This window comes from Thioalkalivibrio sp. ALE9 (genome assembly GCF_000377445.1).
Classification (GTDB): domain Bacteria; phylum Pseudomonadota; class Gammaproteobacteria; order Ectothiorhodospirales; family Ectothiorhodospiraceae; genus Thioalkalivibrio.
On record NZ_KB898123.1, the window covers coordinates 315,084 to 334,968 of the forward strand.

The 19,885-nt window shown below is 69.4% G+C and carries 18 protein-coding genes; 7 read left to right on the plus strand and 11 right to left on the minus strand.

Annotated elements, in window-relative coordinates; genetic code table 11:
- Positions 1-13 precede the first annotated feature (13 nt).
- On the plus strand, positions 14-1,132 hold the full coding sequence (locus D106_RS0104670) for a PilT/PilU family type 4a pilus ATPase (protein WP_018865965.1): 1,119 nt from the start codon (positions 14-16) through the stop codon (positions 1,130-1,132).
- 51 nt (positions 1,133-1,183) lie between these two features.
- On the opposite strand, the gene D106_RS0104675 is transcribed toward D106_RS0104670, so the two are convergent.
- The 11 genes from D106_RS0104675 to gshB form a co-directional block, all read right to left on the minus strand.
- Positions 1,184-2,092 carry a dihydroorotate dehydrogenase electron transfer subunit gene (locus D106_RS0104675; protein WP_018875957.1) on the minus strand — a complete coding sequence of 303 codons (909 nt, stop codon included), beginning with the start codon at positions 2,090-2,092 and terminating at the stop codon, positions 1,184-1,186.
- The gene (locus D106_RS0104680) at positions 2,089-3,393 is read right to left on the minus strand and encodes a dihydroorotase (protein WP_018879354.1); all 1,305 of its coding nucleotides are present in this window, start codon (positions 3,391-3,393) and stop codon (positions 2,089-2,091) included. Before D106_RS0104680 ends, D106_RS0104675 begins: the two co-directional genes overlap by 4 nt.
- A complete protein-coding gene (locus D106_RS0104685; protein ID WP_018865962.1) occupies positions 3,390-4,403 on the minus strand; it encodes an aspartate carbamoyltransferase catalytic subunit in 1,014 nt (337 codons plus the stop codon). Before D106_RS0104685 ends, D106_RS0104680 begins: the two co-directional genes overlap by 4 nt.
- Before the next feature lie 19 nt (positions 4,404-4,422).
- Complete coding sequence (gene pyrR / locus D106_RS0104690; RefSeq protein ID WP_018865961.1) at positions 4,423-4,941, minus strand: bifunctional pyr operon transcriptional regulator/uracil phosphoribosyltransferase PyrR; 519 nt, start codon at positions 4,939-4,941, stop codon at positions 4,423-4,425.
- A complete protein-coding gene (gene ruvX, locus D106_RS0104695) occupies positions 4,938-5,333 on the minus strand; it encodes a Holliday junction resolvase RuvX (RefSeq protein WP_018865960.1) in 396 nt (131 codons plus the stop codon). The genes pyrR and ruvX overlap by 4 nt, the downstream gene beginning before the upstream one ends.
- Before the next feature lie 2 nt (positions 5,334-5,335).
- The gene (locus D106_RS0104700; RefSeq protein WP_018877220.1) at positions 5,336-5,914 is read right to left on the minus strand and encodes a YqgE/AlgH family protein; all 579 of its coding nucleotides are present in this window, start codon (positions 5,912-5,914) and stop codon (positions 5,336-5,338) included.
- 62 nt (positions 5,915-5,976) lie between these two features.
- Entirely contained in the window at positions 5,977-6,918 is a 942-nt protein-coding gene (locus D106_RS0104705; RefSeq protein ID WP_018877221.1) for an energy transducer TonB, read from the minus strand.
- 69 nt (positions 6,919-6,987) lie between these two features.
- The gene (locus tag D106_RS0104710; protein ID WP_018877222.1) at positions 6,988-7,539 is read right to left on the minus strand and encodes a Gx transporter family protein; all 552 of its coding nucleotides are present in this window, start codon (positions 7,537-7,539) and stop codon (positions 6,988-6,990) included.
- A gap of 5 nt (positions 7,540-7,544) precedes the next feature.
- On the minus strand, positions 7,545-7,919 hold the full coding sequence (locus D106_RS0104715) for a NusG domain II-containing protein (protein WP_018879355.1): 375 nt from the start codon (positions 7,917-7,919) through the stop codon (positions 7,545-7,547).
- Positions 7,916-8,953 carry an FAD:protein FMN transferase gene (locus D106_RS0104720; RefSeq protein ID WP_018879356.1) on the minus strand — a complete coding sequence of 346 codons (1,038 nt, stop codon included), beginning with the start codon at positions 8,951-8,953 and terminating at the stop codon, positions 7,916-7,918. The genes D106_RS0104715 and D106_RS0104720 overlap by 4 nt, the downstream gene beginning before the upstream one ends.
- A gap of 5 nt (positions 8,954-8,958) precedes the next feature.
- On the minus strand, positions 8,959-9,906 hold the full coding sequence (gene gshB / locus D106_RS0104725; protein WP_026280564.1) for a glutathione synthase: 948 nt from the start codon (positions 9,904-9,906) through the stop codon (positions 8,959-8,961).
- Positions 9,907-10,090: 184 nt separating this feature from the next.
- On the opposite strand from gshB, the gene D106_RS0104730 reads away from it, so the two are divergent.
- From D106_RS0104730 to D106_RS0104755, 6 genes are read left to right on the plus strand one after another with little or no spacing between them, the layout of a single operon-like run.
- Positions 10,091-10,507, plus strand: coding sequence for a PleD family two-component system response regulator (locus D106_RS0104730; protein ID WP_026279175.1), 417 nt, complete (start codon positions 10,091-10,093; stop codon positions 10,505-10,507).
- A gap of 37 nt (positions 10,508-10,544) precedes the next feature.
- On the plus strand, positions 10,545-10,910 hold the full coding sequence (locus D106_RS0104735; protein WP_018865952.1) for a PleD family two-component system response regulator: 366 nt from the start codon (positions 10,545-10,547) through the stop codon (positions 10,908-10,910).
- A complete protein-coding gene (locus D106_RS0104740; RefSeq protein ID WP_018865951.1) occupies positions 10,907-11,488 on the plus strand; it encodes a chemotaxis protein CheW in 582 nt (193 codons plus the stop codon). Before D106_RS0104735 ends, D106_RS0104740 begins: the two co-directional genes overlap by 4 nt.
- A gap of 36 nt (positions 11,489-11,524) precedes the next feature.
- Positions 11,525-13,615 (plus strand): methyl-accepting chemotaxis protein, encoded by a 2,091-nt coding sequence (locus tag D106_RS0104745; RefSeq protein WP_018865950.1) that lies wholly within the window; start codon positions 11,525-11,527, stop codon positions 13,613-13,615.
- 15 nt (positions 13,616-13,630) lie between these two features.
- Complete coding sequence (locus D106_RS0104750; RefSeq protein WP_018879358.1) at positions 13,631-19,387, plus strand: Hpt domain-containing protein; 5,757 nt, start codon at positions 13,631-13,633, stop codon at positions 19,385-19,387.
- Entirely contained in the window at positions 19,384-19,875 is a 492-nt protein-coding gene (locus D106_RS0104755) for a hypothetical protein (RefSeq protein ID WP_018879359.1), read from the plus strand. The genes D106_RS0104750 and D106_RS0104755 overlap by 4 nt, the downstream gene beginning before the upstream one ends.
- The last annotated feature ends 10 nt before the right edge of the window (positions 19,876-19,885 follow it).

The window sequence follows — 19,885 nt, forward strand, 5'->3', positions numbered from 1 at the left end:
AGGGAAACAGACTATGAGCCAGTTGCAGATCGAGCCCTACCTGAAACTGATGGCGCAGAAGGCCGCGTCGGACCTGTTCTTCCTGACCGGCGCGCCGGCCAGCATCAAGGTCGACGGCCAGCTCCAGCCCATCTCGCGCAAGGCGCTGGCCCCGGGCCAGGCCGAGAGTATCGCCCGCGAGATGATGAACGAGCACCAGGCGGAGATCTTCGAGCGCGAGACCGCGGTCAACTTTGGCCTGTCGCGCGAGGGACTGGGACGCTTTCGCGTGAACGTCTATCGCCAGCGCGGCGAGGTCGCGATGGTCATCCGTTTCATCCGCGTAGCGATCCCGACCATCGAGCAACTGGGCCTGCCCCCCGTGCTGAAGGAGTTTGTCTCGCACAACGACGGGCTGGTGCTGATCGTGGGGGCAACGGGCACCGGGAAATCGACCACCCTGGCATCGATGATCGACTACCGCAGCACGAACAAGAGCGGGCATATCCTCACGGTCGAGGACCCGATCGAGTTCCTGTTCAGCCACAAGCGTTCGATCGTGGGCCAGCGCGAGGTGGGGATTGATACCCCCAGCTACGACCATGCCCTGCAGGAGGGCATGCGCGAGGCGCCGGACGTGATCATGGTCGGCGAGGTGCGTTCACGCGAGACCATGCGCGCGGCCCTGACCTACGCCGATACCGGCCACCTGGTGCTGACCACCCTGCACGCGACCAACGCCACCCAGGCGCTGGACCGGGTGATCAACCTGTTCCCCGAGGACAACCGCCCGCAGATCCTGTCGGACCTGTCACTGAACCTGCGTGCGATCGTGGCCCAGCGCCTGCTGCAGACCAAGGATGGGCGGCGTGTCGCCGCGCTGGAAATTCTGATCAATACGTCCTACATCGCGGAGCTGATCCGGGACGAGAAGATCAGCGAGATCAAGGAGGTGATGGCGAAGGGCGCGTCCGTGGGCATGCAGACCTTCGATCAGGCCATCGTGAAGTTGTTCAAGACCGGGGATGTGATGCTGGACGAGGCCCTGAACAAGGCCGACTCGCGCGCCGATCTCGAATGGCGCCTGAACTTCGGCGGTGGTGTGTCCTCCGCCGACGAAACCGAGGAGGAGCTCAAGCTCCCTGACAAGTAGGAGCCGGCTCGCCGGCGAAGCCCCTGCCAAAGTCAGGCCAGGGTCTTTCCCTCAGGCCCGCTCCGGCTCCGGAAAGACATCCGCCGCCGCGAACACCGGGCCATCCACGCAGACCCGCTTCATCGCCACCCCCTCCGGGGTACGCACCGGGACCGTGCAGCCGGCGCAGCCGCCCACCGCGCAGGCCATGAACTCCTCCAGCGAGACCTGGCAGGGCAGGTCGAACTCCGCCGCCAGTTCTGCGCAGGCCTCGAGCATGGGGTGCGGGCCGCAGGCGAAGATCTCCACCTGGTCGCGTTCCGCCGGCGACAGCCCGGCCAGCCAGGCGCGCCCGAGATCGGTCACGAAGCCGTCAAAGGCGCCCGGCAGCCCGGCCTTCGAGGTCAGGCGACAGGCCACGCCCCAGTCCTCCAGCAGCGGCAGGGTCGCGATCGCGCCGTCCGGGAGCCCCGGCCACAGGATCTCGGAGGGGCGCGCGTGAAACGGGAACGGGACCTCGGAGCCCAGCACCGCGTGGGTCTGCCCGGCCTCGCCCTGCAGGTGCAGGCGATGGGCCAGGAAGATCATTGGCGGGATGCCGACCCCGCCACCCAGCAGCAGCCGCTTCGGTCGCTCCGGGTGCAGGCGGAAGGGCTGGCCGATCGGGCCCAGCACGCTGAGGGTGTCGCCCTTGACCTGTTGCGACAGCGCACGGGTACCGTCTCCCACGACCTTGTAGAGAAACTCCACCCAGCCGGCCTCGCGGTCCACGCGCTGGATCGACAGCGGCCGGCGCATCAGCAGTCGCGGCGCGCACTGCAGGTGGGCGAACTGCCCCGGCTGGGCCGCGCGGGCACATTCGGGGGCGAAGACCCGCAGGATCCACTGGTCCGCCCCGGCATCGTGGTGGTCCAGGATGCGCCCCTCTTCCTGGAAGATCGTGCCCCGGTGGGGGCGGGCGGCGGTCTCGCGCGCAGTCATGCGGTGTCCTCGGGGTTTCCCTCGGTGGGCAGGGTCCAGACCGGGCGTCCGGCGACCCAGGTCTCGCGGACCTGACCGGAGAAGGTCCAGTTGAAGAAGGGGGTGTTGTGGCCGGCGCTCAGCCAGTCCTCGCGCCGCACCTCCTGCATCGCGGTCGGGTCCCACAGCACGAAGTCGGCGCGTGCCCCTGGTGTCAGGCGGCCCTGGGCAAAGTCGAGGATCTCCGCCGGCCCGTTGGTCACCCGGGCCAGCGCCTCGTGCAGGCTCATCAGCCCGTCCTCGACCAGGCGCAGCGTCAGCGGCAGCAGGGTCTCCAGCGCCGAGATGCCGGGCTCGGTGCCGGCGAAGGGCCCCAGTTTGCTGTCGGGCTCGTGCGGCTGGTGGTCGGAGCAGATGGCGCTGATGTCGCCGCGCGCGACCGCCGCGCGCAGCCCGTCGCGGTCGCGCTGGCCCCGCAGGGGCGGGATCACATGACAGTTCGGGTCGTATTCCGCGACGTCCACCTCGGTCAGGAACAGCTGGTGGGCGGCCACGTCCGCGCTGACCGGCAGGCCCTCGGCGCGCGCCTTGGTGATCATCTCCGCACCGCGCCGGGTCGACAGGCGGGCCACATGGACCCGCGCCCCGGTCTGTTCGACCAGGGCCAGGATGGCGCCCAGCGCGGCGGTTTCCGCCGCCTCGGGGATGCTGGCCAGACCGAGGCGGGTGGAGACCGCGCCCTCGTGCATGCAGCCGGAGCCGGTCAGGGCCGGGTCCTGGGCGGACAGCACGATGGTCAGGCCGAAGGTGGTCGCGTATTCCAGTGCGCGGCGCAGCACCAGCAGGCTGGCCAGCGGTTTGCTGGCGTTGCTGACCCCGCGGGCGCCGGCCTGCATCAGGGCCGCCATCTCGGCGAGCTGCTGGCCCTCCAGTTGATGGGTCAGCGCGCCCAGCACGTACACCCGCACGCCGCAGGCCTGGCGGGCGCGGCGGTTGATCAGCTCCACCTCGGCGGGCGAGTCGATCGGAGGTTCGGTGTCCGGCGGCACCACCAGGCTGGTGATTCCGCCGCGGGCCGCCGCCAGGGTCTCGCTGGCGACGGTGGCCTTGTGTTCCTGCCCCGGCTCGCGCAGGCGCGCCGCGAGGTCGATCAGGCCGGGGATGAGCCACAGCCCGCTGGCGTCGATCCGCCGGCGCGGCTCGAAACCGTCCGGGGCCTGGCCGCGGGCGAGGATCTCGCTGCCCTGCACGCACAGCGAGCCGACGGCGTCGAAGCCGTCCACCGGGTCGAGGATACGGGCGTTCTCGATCAGCACGCTCATGCCTGGTGGGCCCCCATCACCATGGACATCACCGCCATGCGCACGGAGATGCCGTAGGTGACCTGTTCCAGGATCACCGAGTGCGGGCCGTCGGCCACTGCGGACTCGATCTCCACCCCGCGGTTGGCGGGCCCGGGGTGCATGACCAGGCAGGTCGGATGGGCCAGCTGCAGGCGCCGAGAGGTCAGGCCGAACAGCTGGTAGTACTCGTGTTCGGAGGGCAGGTGGGCGTGTTCCATGCGCTCGCGCTGCAGGCGCAGCATGATGATCACGTCGACATCCTGCAGCCCGGCGTCGAGGTCGTTGTAGACGTGCACGCCGAGCTGGTCGACATCCGCCGGCAGCAGCGAGCAGGGTGCGACCACGCGCACCTCGCCGGTCTGCAGGATGTTCAGCGCGTGGATCTGCGAGCGCGCCACGCGCGAGTGCAGGATGTCGCCGACGATCGCGACCTTCAGCTTGGTGAAGTCGCCCTTGTGGCGGCGGATGGTGAACATGTCCAGCAGCGCCTGGGTCGGATGCGCGTGGCGGCCGTCGCCGGCATTCAGCACGCTGATGCCCGGGGCCACGTGGCGGGCGATGAAGTGCGCGGTGCCGCTCTCCTCGTGGCGCACGACGAACATGTCGACGTTCATCGCCTCGATGTTGCGCAGGGTGTCCAGCAGGCTCTCGCCCTTCACCGCCGAGGACGTGTTGATGTTCACGTTCAGCACATCCGCGGACAGGCGCTTGGCGGCCAGCTCGAAGGTGGTGCGGGTGCGCGTGCTGGCCTCGAAGAACAGGTTGACGATGGTCTTGCCGCGCAGCAGCGGGACCTTCTTCACCGCCTTCTCGTTCATGTTGGCGAACGACTCGGCGGTGTCCAGGATCTCGGTGAGGAGCTCCCGGTTCAGGCCTTCGATGGTCAGCATGTGGCGCAGCTGACCGTCGTCGGTCAGCTGCAGGCGGTTGGGCAGCGGGCCCGGTTCGGGTAGGCGCGCGCCGGGGTGGGCGATCAGGGTCTCGGTCATCCGTCGTGCTTCCGCTGGCTCAGGCCTTCAGGTCCTCGGGGTCGATGGCGACCCGCTCCAGGCGCAGCGGCTCGGGCCCGCGCAGCTTGATCTGTTCGGTCTTGCCGAGCTCCATGTGGGCCCCGACGATCGCGGCCTCCATGGGCAGTTCGCGTCCGTCGCGCTCGACCAGCACCGCCAGGGTTACCGAGGCGGGGCGGCCGTAGTCGAACAGCTCGTTCAGCGCCGCGCGGATCGTGCGCCCGGTGAACAGGACGTCGTCGACCAGCAGCACGTGCTCTCCGTCCAGATCCTCCGGCAACTCGGAGGGGCGTACCTGCGGGTGCATGCCGATGCGCGAGAAGTCGTCGCGGTAGAAGCTGATGTCGAGCTTGCCCAGGGGGCGCTCCACCCCCAGGCGTTCGCGCAGGTGCTCCGCGATCCAGACGCCACCGGAATGGATGCCGACGACGATCGGCTGGTCGATCCCGTGGGTCTTGAGATGGTGGCGGGCCTGTTCGGCCATGTCGTCGAGCAGGGTCGGGACGTCCGGCGTCATGATGCGTTCTCCAGAAACCAGCCTTCGAGGATGACCGCGGCGGCATGGGCGTCCAGCCCCGGGTCGTGGCGTCCCGGCCGGCGGCGCTCGCGGGCCAGGTGGGATGTCAGGTGCTCGTCGCTCCAGTATACCGGTTGCCCGTAGCGTTCTTCGAGGGTGCGGGCGAAGCCCCGGATGCGCCGCGCCAGTGGCGTGGGCTTGCCGTCCGCCTGGGTCGGCCAGCCGACCACGAAACCCTCCGGGGCCCATTCCGCCACCAGCGTGTCGATGCCGGACCACAGGTCGGGCGCGTCGCTGGCGAACGTGCGCAGGCCGCGGGCCGAGCCGGTCAGCTCTTCGCCGACCGCGACCCCGATTCGGCGTCGCCCGTAGTCGAACGCCAGCAGCCCCACGATCAGGCGTGGCCGGAGGCCGAGCTGATCAGATTGACGTCGATGCCGATCAGTTCGGCGGCGGCGCGCCAGCGCTCGGCGCTGGGGCGGTCAAAGAGGATGTCGGCGTCGGCGCGGGCGGTGAGCCAGGCATTCTCGGCCAGCTCGCTCTCCAGCTGGCCAGGGCCCCAACCGGCGTGGCCCAGCGCGATCAGGACTCGGCGCGGGCCCTGCCCGGCGTTGATTGCCTCGAGGATGTCGCGCGAGGTGGTCAACATGATGGAGTCGGTGATGGGCTGGCTGCCGCGCCAGGTCTGCTCGGCGGAATGCAGCACGAAGCCGTGTTCCGGCTGCACCGGGCCGCCGCGGTAGACCGGCATCTCCGGCAGGTCCTCGCCGGGCTCCAGTTCCACGTGCTCCAGCAGTTCGCGCAGCGAGAACTCGGTAGGCTGATTGATGACCAGCCCCAGCGCGCCCTCTTCGTCGTGGTCACAGATATAGGTGACCGCATGGCTGAAGTAGCCATCGTTCAGGCTCGGCATCGCGATCAGGAAGTGATCGCGCAGGCTGTCGGGCTCGTGGCGGGCGGTCGTCGGATTCATGGCTCCAGTATCGATGCTGACCCGGCCGGTCGCAAGGCAGCCGGCGGGGCCGGGCCGATCCGTCAGCGGATCTGCTGCATCTGGTCGCGGCGGAAGGCCCAGGTGCGGGTGATCACCAGTTCGTCGTATTCCTCGCGCATGGCGTCCGTGAACGGGGCATAGGGGGCCGCCAGCTCCACGATGCGGATCGCCGCCTGGTCCAGGACCGGTTCCCCGGAGCTGCGGGCGACCTGGATATCGAGCAGTTCGCCCGCCGGGTTGATGCGCACCGACAGGACCAGGGTCCCGGACAGGCCGCGCCGCCGCGCCTCGTCCGGATAGTTCAGGTTGCCCAGGCGTTCGACCTTGTTGATCCAGGCCTGCAGGTAGGCGGCCTCGGGGGCGCTGCGCGCGGCGAGGCTGTCGAGGTAGCGGGTGCGGCTGGCCCGGGTCGAGAATGCCTGGCGCTCCTCCGCGGGCGCCGCGCGGGCGCTCTCCAGGCCACGGTTCATCAGGGTCGCTGCAGAGGGCCGGTCTTCGGCGTCGGGGGACTCCAGTGGCTCGGGGTCGGCGACCTCGGGAGCCGCGGCGTGTGCGTCCGGCGTGTCGGCGGCGACCGCGTCGGGTTCCGGTTCGGGTTCCGGCTGTGCCGGGTCCATGACCAGCGGGCCGGCCTCCGGCAATGGTGCATCGAGGCCCTCCGGCTCGGGCTCGCCGATCCCGGCATCCTCTGCCTCCGGCGCCTGTGCCTCCTGGATCTCCTCGCCCTCGCCGCTGGCGGCCTGGTCCCGGGTGGCGATGTGCTCGACCGCTTCGTCCGGCTCCGGCGGCGGGGCGTCGGGGTCGGTGACCCAGGTGATGTCCAGCGGTTCGCGGGTCGGGCTTTCGATGGGATCGACCGCGAAGCCGATCCCCAGGATGATCAGCGCGTGGGCGACCACCGCGAGGAAGATCATGGTCCCCAGGTGGTCCTGCACGCGCGGCGTCTCCGGCGGGGGCGTGCCCGGACTGGCGTGGGGCGTCATGCCGCCTCCGGCCCGGCGGGGCGGCCACGCACGGCCCCGACGCCCACTAGCGCGCGGGTTCGACGGGGGCTACTGGCTGGGCTGGGGAGTGTGGACATGACGCTGGATTCGCGGATCGGCGAGGACCTGGGCGGTCAGTATACCGGTCAGGCTGCCGGTGATCAGGGCGGCGAGCAACAGCGGGGGCAGCACCAGGGGCAGATTGGGATGCGGGATGATCACCGCCCAGGCGAGCAGGAACTGGCCCGCGACGTGCGCCATCGCCGCCGCGATGCCCAGACCGACCGGTCCGACATGGCGGGGGGCGAAGGGGCGCAGGACCGCCAGCAGGGCGAGGCTCGCGACGGCCCCGGCCAGCGACAGCCAGAAGGCGGGACTCAGTAGTGTCCCCAGCAGCAGGCTGCTGCCGACCACGCGGAGCAGCGTCACCGCCACAGCCGCGCGCCAGCCCAGGGCCAGCAGCGTGATCAGGGTGACGATATTGGCCAGCCCCGGCTTGATGCCCGGGATCGGGCTGGGGATCGCGGCCTCGAGGATCTGGATGCCGATCGCGATGGCGGCCAGCGCGGCGATGGCCCGGTCACGGGCGTCGCTGCCGGCCTGCGGATGCCCGGGCGCCACGGGATTCAATAATGCATGCTGTCGAAGCCGGGGTCGGTGCCGAGCACCTGCAGCGTCAGCCGGTTGGGCAGGCTGACGGCGACGTCGCCGTGGGCCTGCAGCCAGCCGCTGGATTCGCAGATGTCCTGGCGCCCGGGGGAGTCGGCACAGCGTGCCCGGCCCGGTTCGATCTCGATGCGGGTGATGCCGGCCGGGCCCCGGACCTCGAGGACCCGGGCGCGATCCAGGGGTTCCTGCTGCGGCGCGGCCCCGGCCTGGTTGATGACCAGCACTCGGGCATCGCCCGCAGGGGTGTAGGCCAGCACGAAGGCCGCCACCACGATCCCGGCGGCCAGGCTGCCGATCAGTGCGTCACCCCAGCGCAGCCGGCCGGCGTTCACGGCAGTTCGCGCACCACGAATGGCTCGCGGTCGCGTCCGGGTTGTACCCGGTCGGCCAGTGCCGGCGTGGCCTCGATGCGGTCTTCCAGTACCACCAGTGCGTGGTCGATGCCCATCTTGCGGGCGTATTCCGGCCAGGCCTCCGGGCCGGCGATCATCAGCGTGGTGGCGGCGGCGTCGGCCAGGGCGGGGTCGTGGTGGAGCACGGTGGCGCTGTCGATGCCTTGGCTCGGGCGGCCGGTGCGCGGGTCGATCACGTGGTGGATGCGCGTGCCGTCCCAGTCATAGCCGCGTTCGTAGTCGCCGGAGGTGAACAGGGCTTCGCCGCCGTCCAGTTCGATGCTGCCGAGCACGCCGCCGTGCGGGTGGCGGATGCCCACGCGCCACGGGCGTGTCTCGGGGCGGCCCAGGGTCATCAGGTCGCCGCCGGCGTTGAAGATCGCGGCCTCCACCCCGAGTTCCGCGAGCAGGTCCAGCACCCGCTCTACCGCCAGCCCCTTGGCCAGCCCGCCGAAGTCGAGCTGCAGGTCCGGGTGGGTGCCCCGCAGGCGCACGCCATTGCGTTCGATATCCTGCATGCTCGGGGGGTCGTCCAGCAGTTTCGCCAGGGTTGCGTCGTCCGGCGGCGGGCCCTGGGGCTCGTCCTGATGGAAGCCCCAGGCCGCCACCAGTCTGCCCAGGGCGGGGTTGAACAGCCCCTCGCTGAGGGCCTCCATCTCGCGGCCGCGCTCGATCAGCGGCAGGACCGAGGGCGGGGCGCTGAATTCGCCCTGCAGGGCCAGCAGTTCGTTGGTCCGGCCAAGGGATCCGGGTTCCCAGGCATGCCAGGAGGTATGCAGGATCTCCAGTTCCTCCTGAACCGCGGTCCCGATGGCCTCCACGTCGTACTGGCCCGCGGGGTACAGGCTGAGGTCCACCAGAGTCCCGAAGGCGTAGAAGCCCAGCTGTTCGGTATCCGGTTCCTCGCGGCCGCAGGCGGCCAGCAGGAGGGTGGCGAGCAGCAGGAGCAGGGTGAGGGTCGTCGCGCGGCGCATGCCGGTCATCCTTCGATCGGGCGGGTGAGATAGTCGATGTACTGGCCGGCGAGGTCGTGACCGGTGGCGTCCAGCTCGCGCACGCCGGTGGGGCTGGTGACGTTGATCTCGGTCAGGTAGTCGCCGATGACGTCGATGCCGACAAAATCCAGGCCGCGGGCCTTGAGTTCCGGGGCGATCTCGCGGCAGATCCAGCGGTCGCGCTCGGTCAGCGGGCGGGCCTCGCCGCGGCCGCCCGCGGCGAGATTGGCACGGCTCTCGCCCGCGGCGGGGATGCGCGCCAGGGCATCGGGGCAGGGCTCGCCGCCGATCAGGATGATGCGCTTGTCACCCTCGGTGAACTCCGGCAGGAAGCGCTGGGCGACCACGCTGCGCTGGTCGAATTCGGTGATGGTCTCGAGGATGACCGAGGTGTTCGGGTCGCCCTGGCGGATGCGGAACACCGACGCCCCGCCCATCCCGTCCAGCGGCTTGACCACGATATCGCCCTGCACCTCGAGGAAGGCGCGGATGCGGCTTCGGTCGCGGGTGATCAGCGTGGGCGGGCAGCACTGCGGGAAGTGCGCGGTAAAGGCCTTCTCGTTGACGTCGCGCAGGGCCTGCGGCCGGTTCGACACCCGCACGCCCTCGCGTTCGGCGAGGTCGAGGGCGTAGGTCGCATAGATGTATTCGAGATCGAACGGTGGATCCTTGCGCATTAGCAGCACATCGAAACGGGCCGCCGGGCCCGTCTCCGGATCGCCCAGGCGGAAGAAGTCGTCGCGCTGGTCACGCACCTCGATGGGGCGGCTGCGCGCGCTCGCGCGGCCCTCCTCGATCCACAGATCGGCCGGCTCGAGATAGTGCAGGCGGTGCCCGCGGGCCTGCGCGGCCAGCATCATCGCGAAGCTGGTGTCCTTCCAGGGTTTGATGTCCGTCACCGGGTCCATCAGGATGGCAATGTTCGTGGTCACGTTGCCTCGATCGTGCGGGGTGTCCGGGCAGTATGCCACGCTGATCGAATCTCGCGCGGCACCCGGGGGGGTGGTGGCGGCGTTCGATGCATTGCGCTGCGCGCGATGCAATATCATGGTGTGCTGTTTGTCACACGGCCCCGCTTCCGCTAGATTCGGGGCGAAATGGCCAGGGGGGGAGAAGGTGTCTAACGCGCTTGCCGAAGCGGACTCGGCCACCGAGTTTCAGGGACTCAAGGTCATGGTGATCGACGACAGCAAGACCATTCGGCGCACCGCCGAATCCTTGCTGCAAAAGCACGGGGCCGAGGTCATTACCGCCGTGGACGGCTTCGAGGCGCTGTCCAAGGTCGCCGAGTCGCGTCCGGACATTATCTTCATCGACGTCATGATGCCGCGCCTGGATGGCTACCAGACCTGCGCGCTGATCAAGAACAACAAGCAGTTCCGCGCCACGCCGATCATCATGCTGTCCAGCAAGGACAGTGTGTTCGACAAGGCGAAAGGCCGCGTCGTGGGGTCGGAGGATTACCTCACCAAGCCATTCACCAGGGACGACCTCCTGGGTGCCATGCGTCAGTACGCCAGCCCCTCGGCATGACGCGTTCCGCCACACCAACCAAGGAAAGACGAACCCCATGGCCCGTATTCTGATCGTTGACGATTCCCCGACCGAGATCCACGTGCTGCGTACCATGCTCGAGAAGCACGGGCATTCGGTGACCACCGCCGAGAGCGGCGAGGACGGGGTCGCGGCCGCGAAGTCGCAGGTCCCGGATCTGGTGCTGATGGATGTCGTGATGCCCGGGCTGAACGGCTTCCAGGCGACCCGCCAGCTGTCCCAGGCCGAGGAGACGGCGCATGTGCCGGTCGTCGTGGTCAGCACCAAGGATCAGGCGACCGACCGGGTCTGGGCGATGCGCCAGGGGGCCCGGGACTACATCACCAAGCCGGTGGTCGAGAAGAACCTGCTGGAAACCATCGGGAAGTACCTTTCGGCATGAAGACCGACCTGTCCTCGCCGTTTGCGCTGATCGCGAGCCTTGATCGCGAAGGGCGCCGCGTCAATCGCGAGTTGCGGCGGGACATTGGTACGGGCTGGCGCGGGGTCTTGCTGCGCGTTGGCGATTTCCGCTTTCTGGTCGACATGGACGCGATCGCCGAAGTGGCCGATCCGATGACGCTCACCCGCGTACCGCTGGCGGATGCCGCCGTGCTGGGGGTGGGCAACCTGCGCGGGCTGGTGCTGCCGGTGTTCGATATGGGCAAGCTGTTGCTGGACCGGCCATTGCCGGACGACGCGACCGGGCAGCGGATCGTGGTGGCGCCGCAGGGCCAGGGTATGGCCGGGCTGCTGGTCAGCCAGGTCGAGGGGATGCGCCGCTGCATCCCGTCCCAACGCCGTCTGGAGGTCTCGGTCCCCGAGGCTGTCCGACCCTTTATTACCGGCGGATTCGATCTCGGGCACCGGCTGCATCCGGTGCTGGATCTGGATCTGCTGCTGAATGACAACAATCGCTTTACCGGCACGGGCTTGGCCGGTACATCCAGTAGCGAACAGTCCGCAGCCGCAGTCGGATGACGCGGGGCGCGGGGCTGCGACAGGGGGTATGAACTGATGGGATCGAGTCGTCGCGCACGTAATTTTGTCCTCGGGGGGCTGCTGGTGCTGGCCCTGATCGCGACCGGCGGGGCCTTTACCTACCACGAGTACGAGCAGAGCCAGTATCGTGACCGGATCGCGCTGGCCAACGACCTGCGCCTGCTGTCGCAGCGGCTGGCCACCAGCTCGCTGGAGGCCGCCGCGGGTTCCGAGCAGGCATTCTCCGACCTGCAGTCGCTGCGGGATGACTTCGAGGCACGTCTGGAACGGATCCGCACCGGGGGCGAAGGGCTGCAGCCGCTGCCGGAACCCCTGCAGGAGGACATCGCCACCGTGGACCGCGAGTGGTCCGCCTATCGGGACCATATCAACACGGTCATCCTCGGGCGTTCGGATATCCAGTTGATCACCGAGTTCTCCGACGCGGTGGCGGCCTTCTCTCCGGAACTGTCGCGGCTGTCCGATGATGTCGTGCGGCGCATGACCCAGATCGGCGAGCCGCCCGAGCAGGTCTATGTGGCGGCACGCCAGACCATGCTGATCCAGCGGATCGCCAACAACCTCGGCCGGGTGCTGCAGGGTGGCGCCGAGGCCGCCGCCGCCATCGAACGCTTCGAGCGTGACGCGACGCTGTACGGGCGGGTGCTGGACGGGCTGATCGAGGGCTTCGCCCCGCTGGGTGTGGAGCCGGTTGACGACCCGCAGGCACGGGCCCTGCTGCAGGAAATCGCCACGTTGTTCGTGGCCTTCAGCGAGGCGGTGGAAGGGGTTCTGGATACCTCCACCCAGGTGTTCGAGGTCAATGCCGCGGCCTCCAGTGTCGAGGCCAGCAGTGGCGCGATGCTCGAGACGACCGGCGCGTTCGAGACCGCCATCACGCGGGAGGCCGAACGGGCGGGCGTGATCGCCCTGATCGGCTTCGGCTTTGGTGGCCTGGCGCTGCTGCTGCTGATCGCGATGGGGCTGTTCCTCTACCGCGACACCAAGCGCGAACTGGCCGAGACCGAGGCCCAGAACGAGCGCAACCAGCAGGCGATCCTGCGCCTGCTTGACGAGATGATGAACCTCGCCGATGGCGATCTCACCGTGAACGCGACGGTGACCGAGGACTTCACCGGCGCCATCGCGGACTCGATGAACTACGCGATCGAGAACCTGCGTACCCTGGTTGCGACCATCAACACGGTGGCGGCCGACATCAGCGAGTCCTCGGCGTCCACCCGTTCGCAGGTGCTGGGGCTGGCCGAGAAGTCGGAAGAACAGGCCCGCGAGATCCAGCGCGCGGATGACGCGATCGACGAGGTCTCGCGTTCGGTGGACAAGGTGGCCCAGGATGCCGAGCAGTCGGCCTCCGTGGCACGTAACTCGGTGGAGATCGCGTCCCGCGGGGCCGGCACCGTGCGCCGCTCCATTGAGGGCATGGACAGTATCCGCGAGCAGATCCAGGAGACCGCGAAGCGGATCAAGCGACTGGGCGAATCCTCGCAGGAGATCGGCGACATCATCGGGCTGATCAACGACATCGCCGAACAGACCAACGTGCTGGCACTGAACGCGGCGATCCAGGCCTCCGCGGCGGGCGAGGCCGGCCGCGGCTTCGCGGTGGTGGCCGACGAAGTCCAGCGCCTCGCGGAACGTTCGTCCTCCGCGACCCGTCAGGTCGAAGGTCTGGTCAAGGCCATCCAGGCGGATACCAGCGAGGCCGTGAGCTCCATGGAGCAAAGTACCGCCAACGTGGTCCAGGGGGCCGAACTGGCCCAGGCCGCGGGCGAGGCGCTGTCCGAGATCGAACAGGTCTCCGCCGATCTCGCGGACCTGATCGACGGTATCTCCTCCTCGGCCCGCAAGCAGTCCGAGATGGCGCAGGACGTGACCTCCATCATGGCGCAGATCCGCGAGATCACCTCCGAGACCACGCAGGGGACGCAGTCCACCGCGGCGGCGATCGGGGATCTGGCCCAGCTCTCGGCCCAGCTGCAGTCCTCGGTATCGGACTTCAAGCTGCCGGAGCCGGGCAGCGCTACTGAGGCGGTTGGCGAGGACCCCGATGCGATGGATCCCGATCCCGACGCCGATACGACGTCCTCCGACGAACAACGGGCCTGACGGCGGACCCGGCCGATGGCATCCAGCGCACTGAACTGGGTCCGCGACGAACTCGACAAGCTGTTTGTCGAGGTCCAGGACGCATTGCGGCGGTATTCCGACGACCCGACCTGCGGTGACTGCCTGGCCGAGGCGCGCAGTCGAGTCGAGCAGATCCGCAATACCCTGGTCATGGTCCAGGTCGAGAGCGTCGTCCTGATCCTCGACGAGATGCTCCAGGTCCTGGACGAACTGCAGCAGGCTGACGAGCCCAACGTGGCGGCCACCGAGCCCTTGCTGCGGGCGTCCCTGCAGCTTCCGGACTATCTCGAGAACGAGGGCGATGGCGAACTGCCCTCGCCGATGATCCTGGTCCCCCTGCTGAACGAGCTGCGCAGCAGCCGGGGGGCATCGCTGTTGCTGGACGTCGCGGCGCTGATGCCGGACCCGCAGGCCGTCGACGATGACCGCGTGGGTTCCGGTGGCGAGGTGCTGGACCCGGCGGCCCGGCTCCCGGTCCTGCAGCAGGCGCGCCGCCGTTTTCAGCGCGATCTCCTGGAACTGGTGCGCGGCGAGGATGCGACGGCACCGGCCGCACGCCTGCAGGCGACTGTCCGCACAGTCGAGGAGGTCGTCCCGGCGGGCGAGGCCCGCCGCCTGTTCTGGGTCGCCGGTGCGGTGCTGGAGGCGGTCGCCGCCGGGGGGGTCGAGGCCGATACCGACGTGCGGCGCCTGGTCGGGCGGGTCGATCGTGAACTCGGGCGCTACCTGAACGCGCTAACGGCCCACCTGGAAGCCGGCGATGCGGGTTCGGAGCCCGAATACGCGGCGCCTTCGGACCTGATCAAGACCCTGCTGTTTCACGTGGCCTGTGCCACTTCGGAAGGGGAGCAGACCCTAGCGGTGCGCGAGGTGTTCGGCCTCGACGGCCTCGGCCTCGAGGACGACGCCAGCAGGGTCGGTCGTTCGGTCTACGACAACCTGCGCCAGGCGCTGGAAGACGACCTCGCCGAGGTACGCGAGCGGCTGGACGTACTCATGCGCTCCCCGGTGCGCGGGGCCGAGGATCTGGCTCACCTGCGCGAACAGGTCGAGCGGATCGGTTCCACGCTCAGCCTGCTGGGTCTGGAGTCCGGGCAGGACCATACCGATGCCCTGGCGGCGTCGCTGACCCCCGAGCGTGCGGGCGAGGCCGACGAACAGGTCGACATGGTGCTGGCGGAACACCTGCTGGCTCTCGAATCCCTGCTCGAGTCCGGTCTGCGGCGGAAGAGCCACAGCCCCACGCCGCAGGCGGAGTTCGATCGCGCGCTGGCGGCCGCGGTCTACAAGGAGGCCCTGGTCGATGTTCGCCGGGTGCGTGACATCTTCCTTGGTTTCCTCGACGCCGGGGCGGAGGCCGGCGAGGGTGGCCTCGACGAGGCCCGCGAGGGCCTGCGGCGCATCGAGGGGGCCATGTCGATGTCGGGCTTCGAGGCACTGCATGCCCTCCTCGGTCCGCTGATCCGGCATCTGGATGCCCGCGCCGGCAGGGCGGCCACGGAGCTGGAGGAGGGCGAGGTCGAGGCCCTGGCCGAGGTCCTCAGCAGCATCGAGGTGGCCCTCGAGTCGTCCGGTCAGCCCTGGCGCGAACTGGACAGCGTGCACGAGCGCGGCATCGCGGCCTTGCAGCGCATCGGCGCGATCTCCGGTGGTGATGGCGCGGATGCGCCGCTGGCCGCGGTTCCCGAGGCCGGGGACGCCCCGGAGGCGGCGCCGGAGCACGACTCGGCCGAACCGGTGACTGACAACGAGGTGGCGTTCGACTCCGGCACGCTCGAGGATCTGCCGGCGGAGAACGCCCCGGAGCCGGGGGCCGAGGCCGGGATCCCCGCGACCGACGTCGCGGCCGCTGCACCCCCGACGAGCTCGGTGCCCGCCGGGGGACGTGATTCCCTGCCCTTTGACGATGCGGTGCTGGCGGACCAGGTGCGTGGCCCCGACGTCGATCCGGAGATCCTCGAGATCTTCCTCGAGGAGGCGGACGAGGAGGTGGCCAGCCTGACCCAGCATTTCCCGCTGTGGCAGTCCAACCCGGCGGACCTCGACACCCTCTCGGTGATCCGCCGCTCCTTCCATACCCTGAAGGGTTCGGGGCGGCTGGCCGGGGCCCTGCGTCTGGGCGAGTTCGCCTGGGCGGTGGAGTCCTTCCTCAATCGCCTGCTGGATTCCGGGCATGAGGCGGACCACGCCACCCTGCAGGTTATCGAGGACGCCATCGGGGTCCTGCCGGGCCTGGTGAGCGAGGTCCGGGATGACACCGGACCGGATACCCCCGTCCTCGATATCGCCCTGCGCCTGCGGGCCCTGGCCGGTGGCGAGCCGGAAACCGAGGCCGAGGCGGACGAAGAGCCCATGGCCCCCGCCGCTCCGTCGGGTGCGGAAGCCGAATTCGAGGCACTGGCGCGCACCCTGGATGATCTGGACGCCCCGGCCGCTGTGGCATCCAGCGAGACCCTGGAGCCTGTGGAGCCAGACCAGGATGAGGCTGCCGACGAACTCCTCCAGGAATCCGGTGCGTTCGTGCCGGACCTCCCGCCGGATGCGCTGGAGCCATCCGTCCCCGAGTCGGACGCGTCTGTTCCCGACGCAGAGCCGGAAGGGGAGTCAGCCCCGGTGGCGGGCAGCGACGACTTGCGGGCTTCCGCGCCGGATGTCGAACCGCTGGATCTGGACGATCTCGAGCTCCCGGCCGATGCCTTCGAGGTGACGGAAGAGATCCTGGAGGGGGGCGACTCGCTGCCCGTGGAGGGCGCGCTCGAGCCGGAGGCCGATACCCCGGAACTGGAGGGGGTCGCGCCCGGAGAGCCGGGGATCGACGAACCGGCACCGGACGAGGGGGACCTCGCGGAGGCCTCGGCGGGAGACTCGGCCGCGCGCATGGAGACCGACCCGCAGCTATGGCAGGTCTTTGCCGCCGAGGCCCAGGTGCACCTGCTCACCCTGCGGGGCTGGCTGGATGAATCGCAATGGCGCCCGGACCGGATCCCGAATCATGATCTGGAGCGCGCGCTGCACACCCTGAACGGCAGCGCGCGCACGGCCGACATCCGCGGTATCTACTCGGTCTGCGGCCCGTTCGAGCGCCTGATTCGCATCCACCGGGATATGGAATGGGCCCTGTCGGGCGAGGCCGTCGAGCTGCTGCGCCGGCTGGAGACCTACGTCGCCGAGGCGGTGGCCGACGAGGAACCCGATCCGGCCAAGGTGCTGGATCCGCCGTCCTGGGCCCCCGAGGTCTACGCCCTGCTGGATCATGCGACCGCCGAGCAACTGCTGCGTGCCGAGGAGCAGTCCAGCGAGGAGGAATCGCCGGAATTCGACGAACCCGAAGCCGCCGAAGCGGTGCCCGAGGTGTCCCCGGAGCCGGAAGCGGGCGCCGAGCCCGAGCTGGAGATCGACTGGGAGTTTGCCGAGGTCTTCATCGAGGAGGCCCGGGATATCCTGGAGGCCGCGTTCGCCGCCCTCCATGGCTGGCGCGAGGCCGGGGGGCGGCCCGGTCCGGACCAGAACGCCTTCCAGCGCGAGGTGCATACCCTGAAGGGCAGTGCCCGCATGGCCGGTTTCACTGTGGTCGGCGCCATCGCGCACGCGCTCGAGAGCGCGCTGAGCGTGGAGACCGAGACCGGTCTCGAGCCGCGCGATGGCTTCTTCCAGCTCACCGAGCGCGCCCTGACGGATGTCCAGCATCTGGTGGAGCGCGGGGTCGGGGCCTGGCAGATGGACGAGTCGGCCAGCGAATCGCTGCCGGCGCTGCGGAGCTGGGCCGCCGGCGAGGCCGGCGAATCGCCCGAGCCTGAGGCGGGCGCACCAGCGGAGACCGAGGCCGATGCGGGCGACGCGGAGACCGACGCACCGGCTGCCGAGGCGGCAATGCCGGCCGCAGCGGGGGACCAGCGCAGCCACGAGCCGCCGGAATCCGAGGGGCGCCGTATTCAGGACCAGGTCCGCATGGACGCCGAGGTCCTCGACAGCCTGGTGAACAACGCCGGCGAGTTGGCAACCTTCCATCGTCGATTCGAGCAGACGGTCGGGCGGGTCGAGGGCCAGGTCGACGAACTCGAGCGCACCATCGCGCGTCTGCGCGACCAGCTGCGCAAGCTCGAGATCGAGACCGAGGCGCAGATCCTGTTCCGGGTGGAGGAGGAGAGTGGCGAGGAGGCCCTGGACTTCGATCCGCTGGAGATGGACCGCTACTCCGGGATCCAGCAGCTGTCGCGGGCCCTGGCCGAAAGTGTCAGTGACCTCGAGGCCCTCAAGCAGGAAGTCGGCGACGAACTCCAGAATGCCGGCGGCATCCTGCTGCAGCAGCGCCGCGTCGGCACGGACCTGCAGGATCAGCTGATGCGCCAGCGTATGGTGCGTTTCGCCCGCATGGCGCCCCGTCTGCGCCGCGTGGTGCGCCAGGCGGGCGAGGATCTCGGCAAGCCGGTGCGGGTGGAGTTCACCGGCCAGGGGGCCGAACTCGACCGCGCCCTGCTGGAACGACTGGTGTCGCCCCTGGAACACCTGCTGCGCAATGCCATCGCCCATGGTATCGAGGCACCGGCCGAGCGCGAGCAGGCGCGCAAGGCGGTCCAGGGTCAGATCGATGTCAGCCTGGAGCAGTCGGGCAGCGAGATCCGTCTGCAGGTGACCGACGATGGTCGCGGCATCGACGCCGAGGCCATCCGCGCCCGCGCGCTCGAGCGCGGGTTGATCGCCCCCGATGCCGAAGTCTCGGACGCCCAGGCCCTGCAGCTGATCCTGCAGTCCGGCTTCTCCACCGCTGCCGAGGTCTCTCAGGTGGCCGGTCGCGGGGTCGGCCTGGACGTGGTGAACAGCGATGTGAAGCAGCTCGGCGGCACGCTGGAGATCCAGTCGACGCCCGGCAAGGGCTCACGCTTCACCATGCGCCTGCCGTTCACGCTGGCCATCTCCCAGGCCCTGTTGGTCCAGGTGGGCGAGGAGACCTTCGCGGTCCCGATGGCCTCGGTCGAGGGCGTGGTCCGCGCCCGCGCCGAAGAGATCGACTCGCAGGACGCCAAGGCGACCTACAACTACATCGGGCAGGACTACGAGGTGCGTGGCCTGGGCGACCTGATGGGCGTGGAGAGCCAGGCCGGGGTCGAGCACTTCCCGGATCATCCCTTCCCGCTGTTGCTGGTGCGGGCGGATGACCGGCGCGTGGCCCTGCGCATCGACGGCCTGCTGGGCAGTCAGGAGGTCGTGGTGAAGTCGGTGGGCCCGGTGCTGAGTCGCATCCCGGGGGTGGCGGGTGCCACCCTGCAGGGCGATGGCTCGGTGATGCTGATTCTGGACCTCAGTATGCTGGTGCGCTTTGCCGAGGCCACCGCGTCGCTGCCGGAAGCCCCGCAGGCGGTGTCCGAGGCCTCGGCTTCGAAGCGAATTATGGTGGTCGACGACTCGATCACCATCCGCAAGGTCACGGCCCGTCTGCTGACCCGCCACGGCTACGACGTGGTGACCGCGCGCGACGGTCTGGACGCCGTGGGTCTGCTCGACGAGCGCCGGCCGCACCTGATCCTGCTGGATGTCGAGATGCCGCGCATGGATGGCTTCGAGTTTGCCGCCCATGTGCGGGACCACCCGGACTTCGGGCAGGTGCCGATCATCATGATCACCTCGCGCAGCGGCACCAAGCACCGGGAGCGGGCCGACCGCCTCGGGGTGAATGGTTATCTGGGCAAGCCGTATCTGGAGAATGATCTGCTGAATGCCATCCGCGAGCAGCTGCAGGAGGTGCCGGCATGAGCGACGACGCACAGACCCAGGCGGTCGAGGCCGTGATCGTGCAGCTGGACACAGGCTCCATCCTGCTGCCGCGCAGCGCCTTTCTCGAGGTCACCACCCGCGCGGGTGCCGTGGAGCAGGACGCCGAACACCCGGGGATCCCCTGGCTGGAGCCCAGCCTGGTCTGGCAGGACGTGCAGGTGCCGGTGATCAACGTGAATCAGCTGCTGGACCCTGGCCGCGACAGCGGCGAGGACCGTCGCCGCTTTACCCGCCTGCTGGTGATGCAGGCGGTCATGCAGCCGGAGCACCTGCCGTTCTACGCGCTCGAGGTGCGCGGGACGCCGCACCCTGTGCAGATCACCCCGCAGAACATCTACGCGCTGGAAGATTCCGACGCCACCCCCTGGTCCTGGCGGGTGAAGGCCTCCGGTGTGACCACGCACCTGCTGCGCCTCGACACCCTCGAACAGCGCCTGCTGGAGATTGCCGAGGCCCAGCCGGCCTGAGGCCGCATTG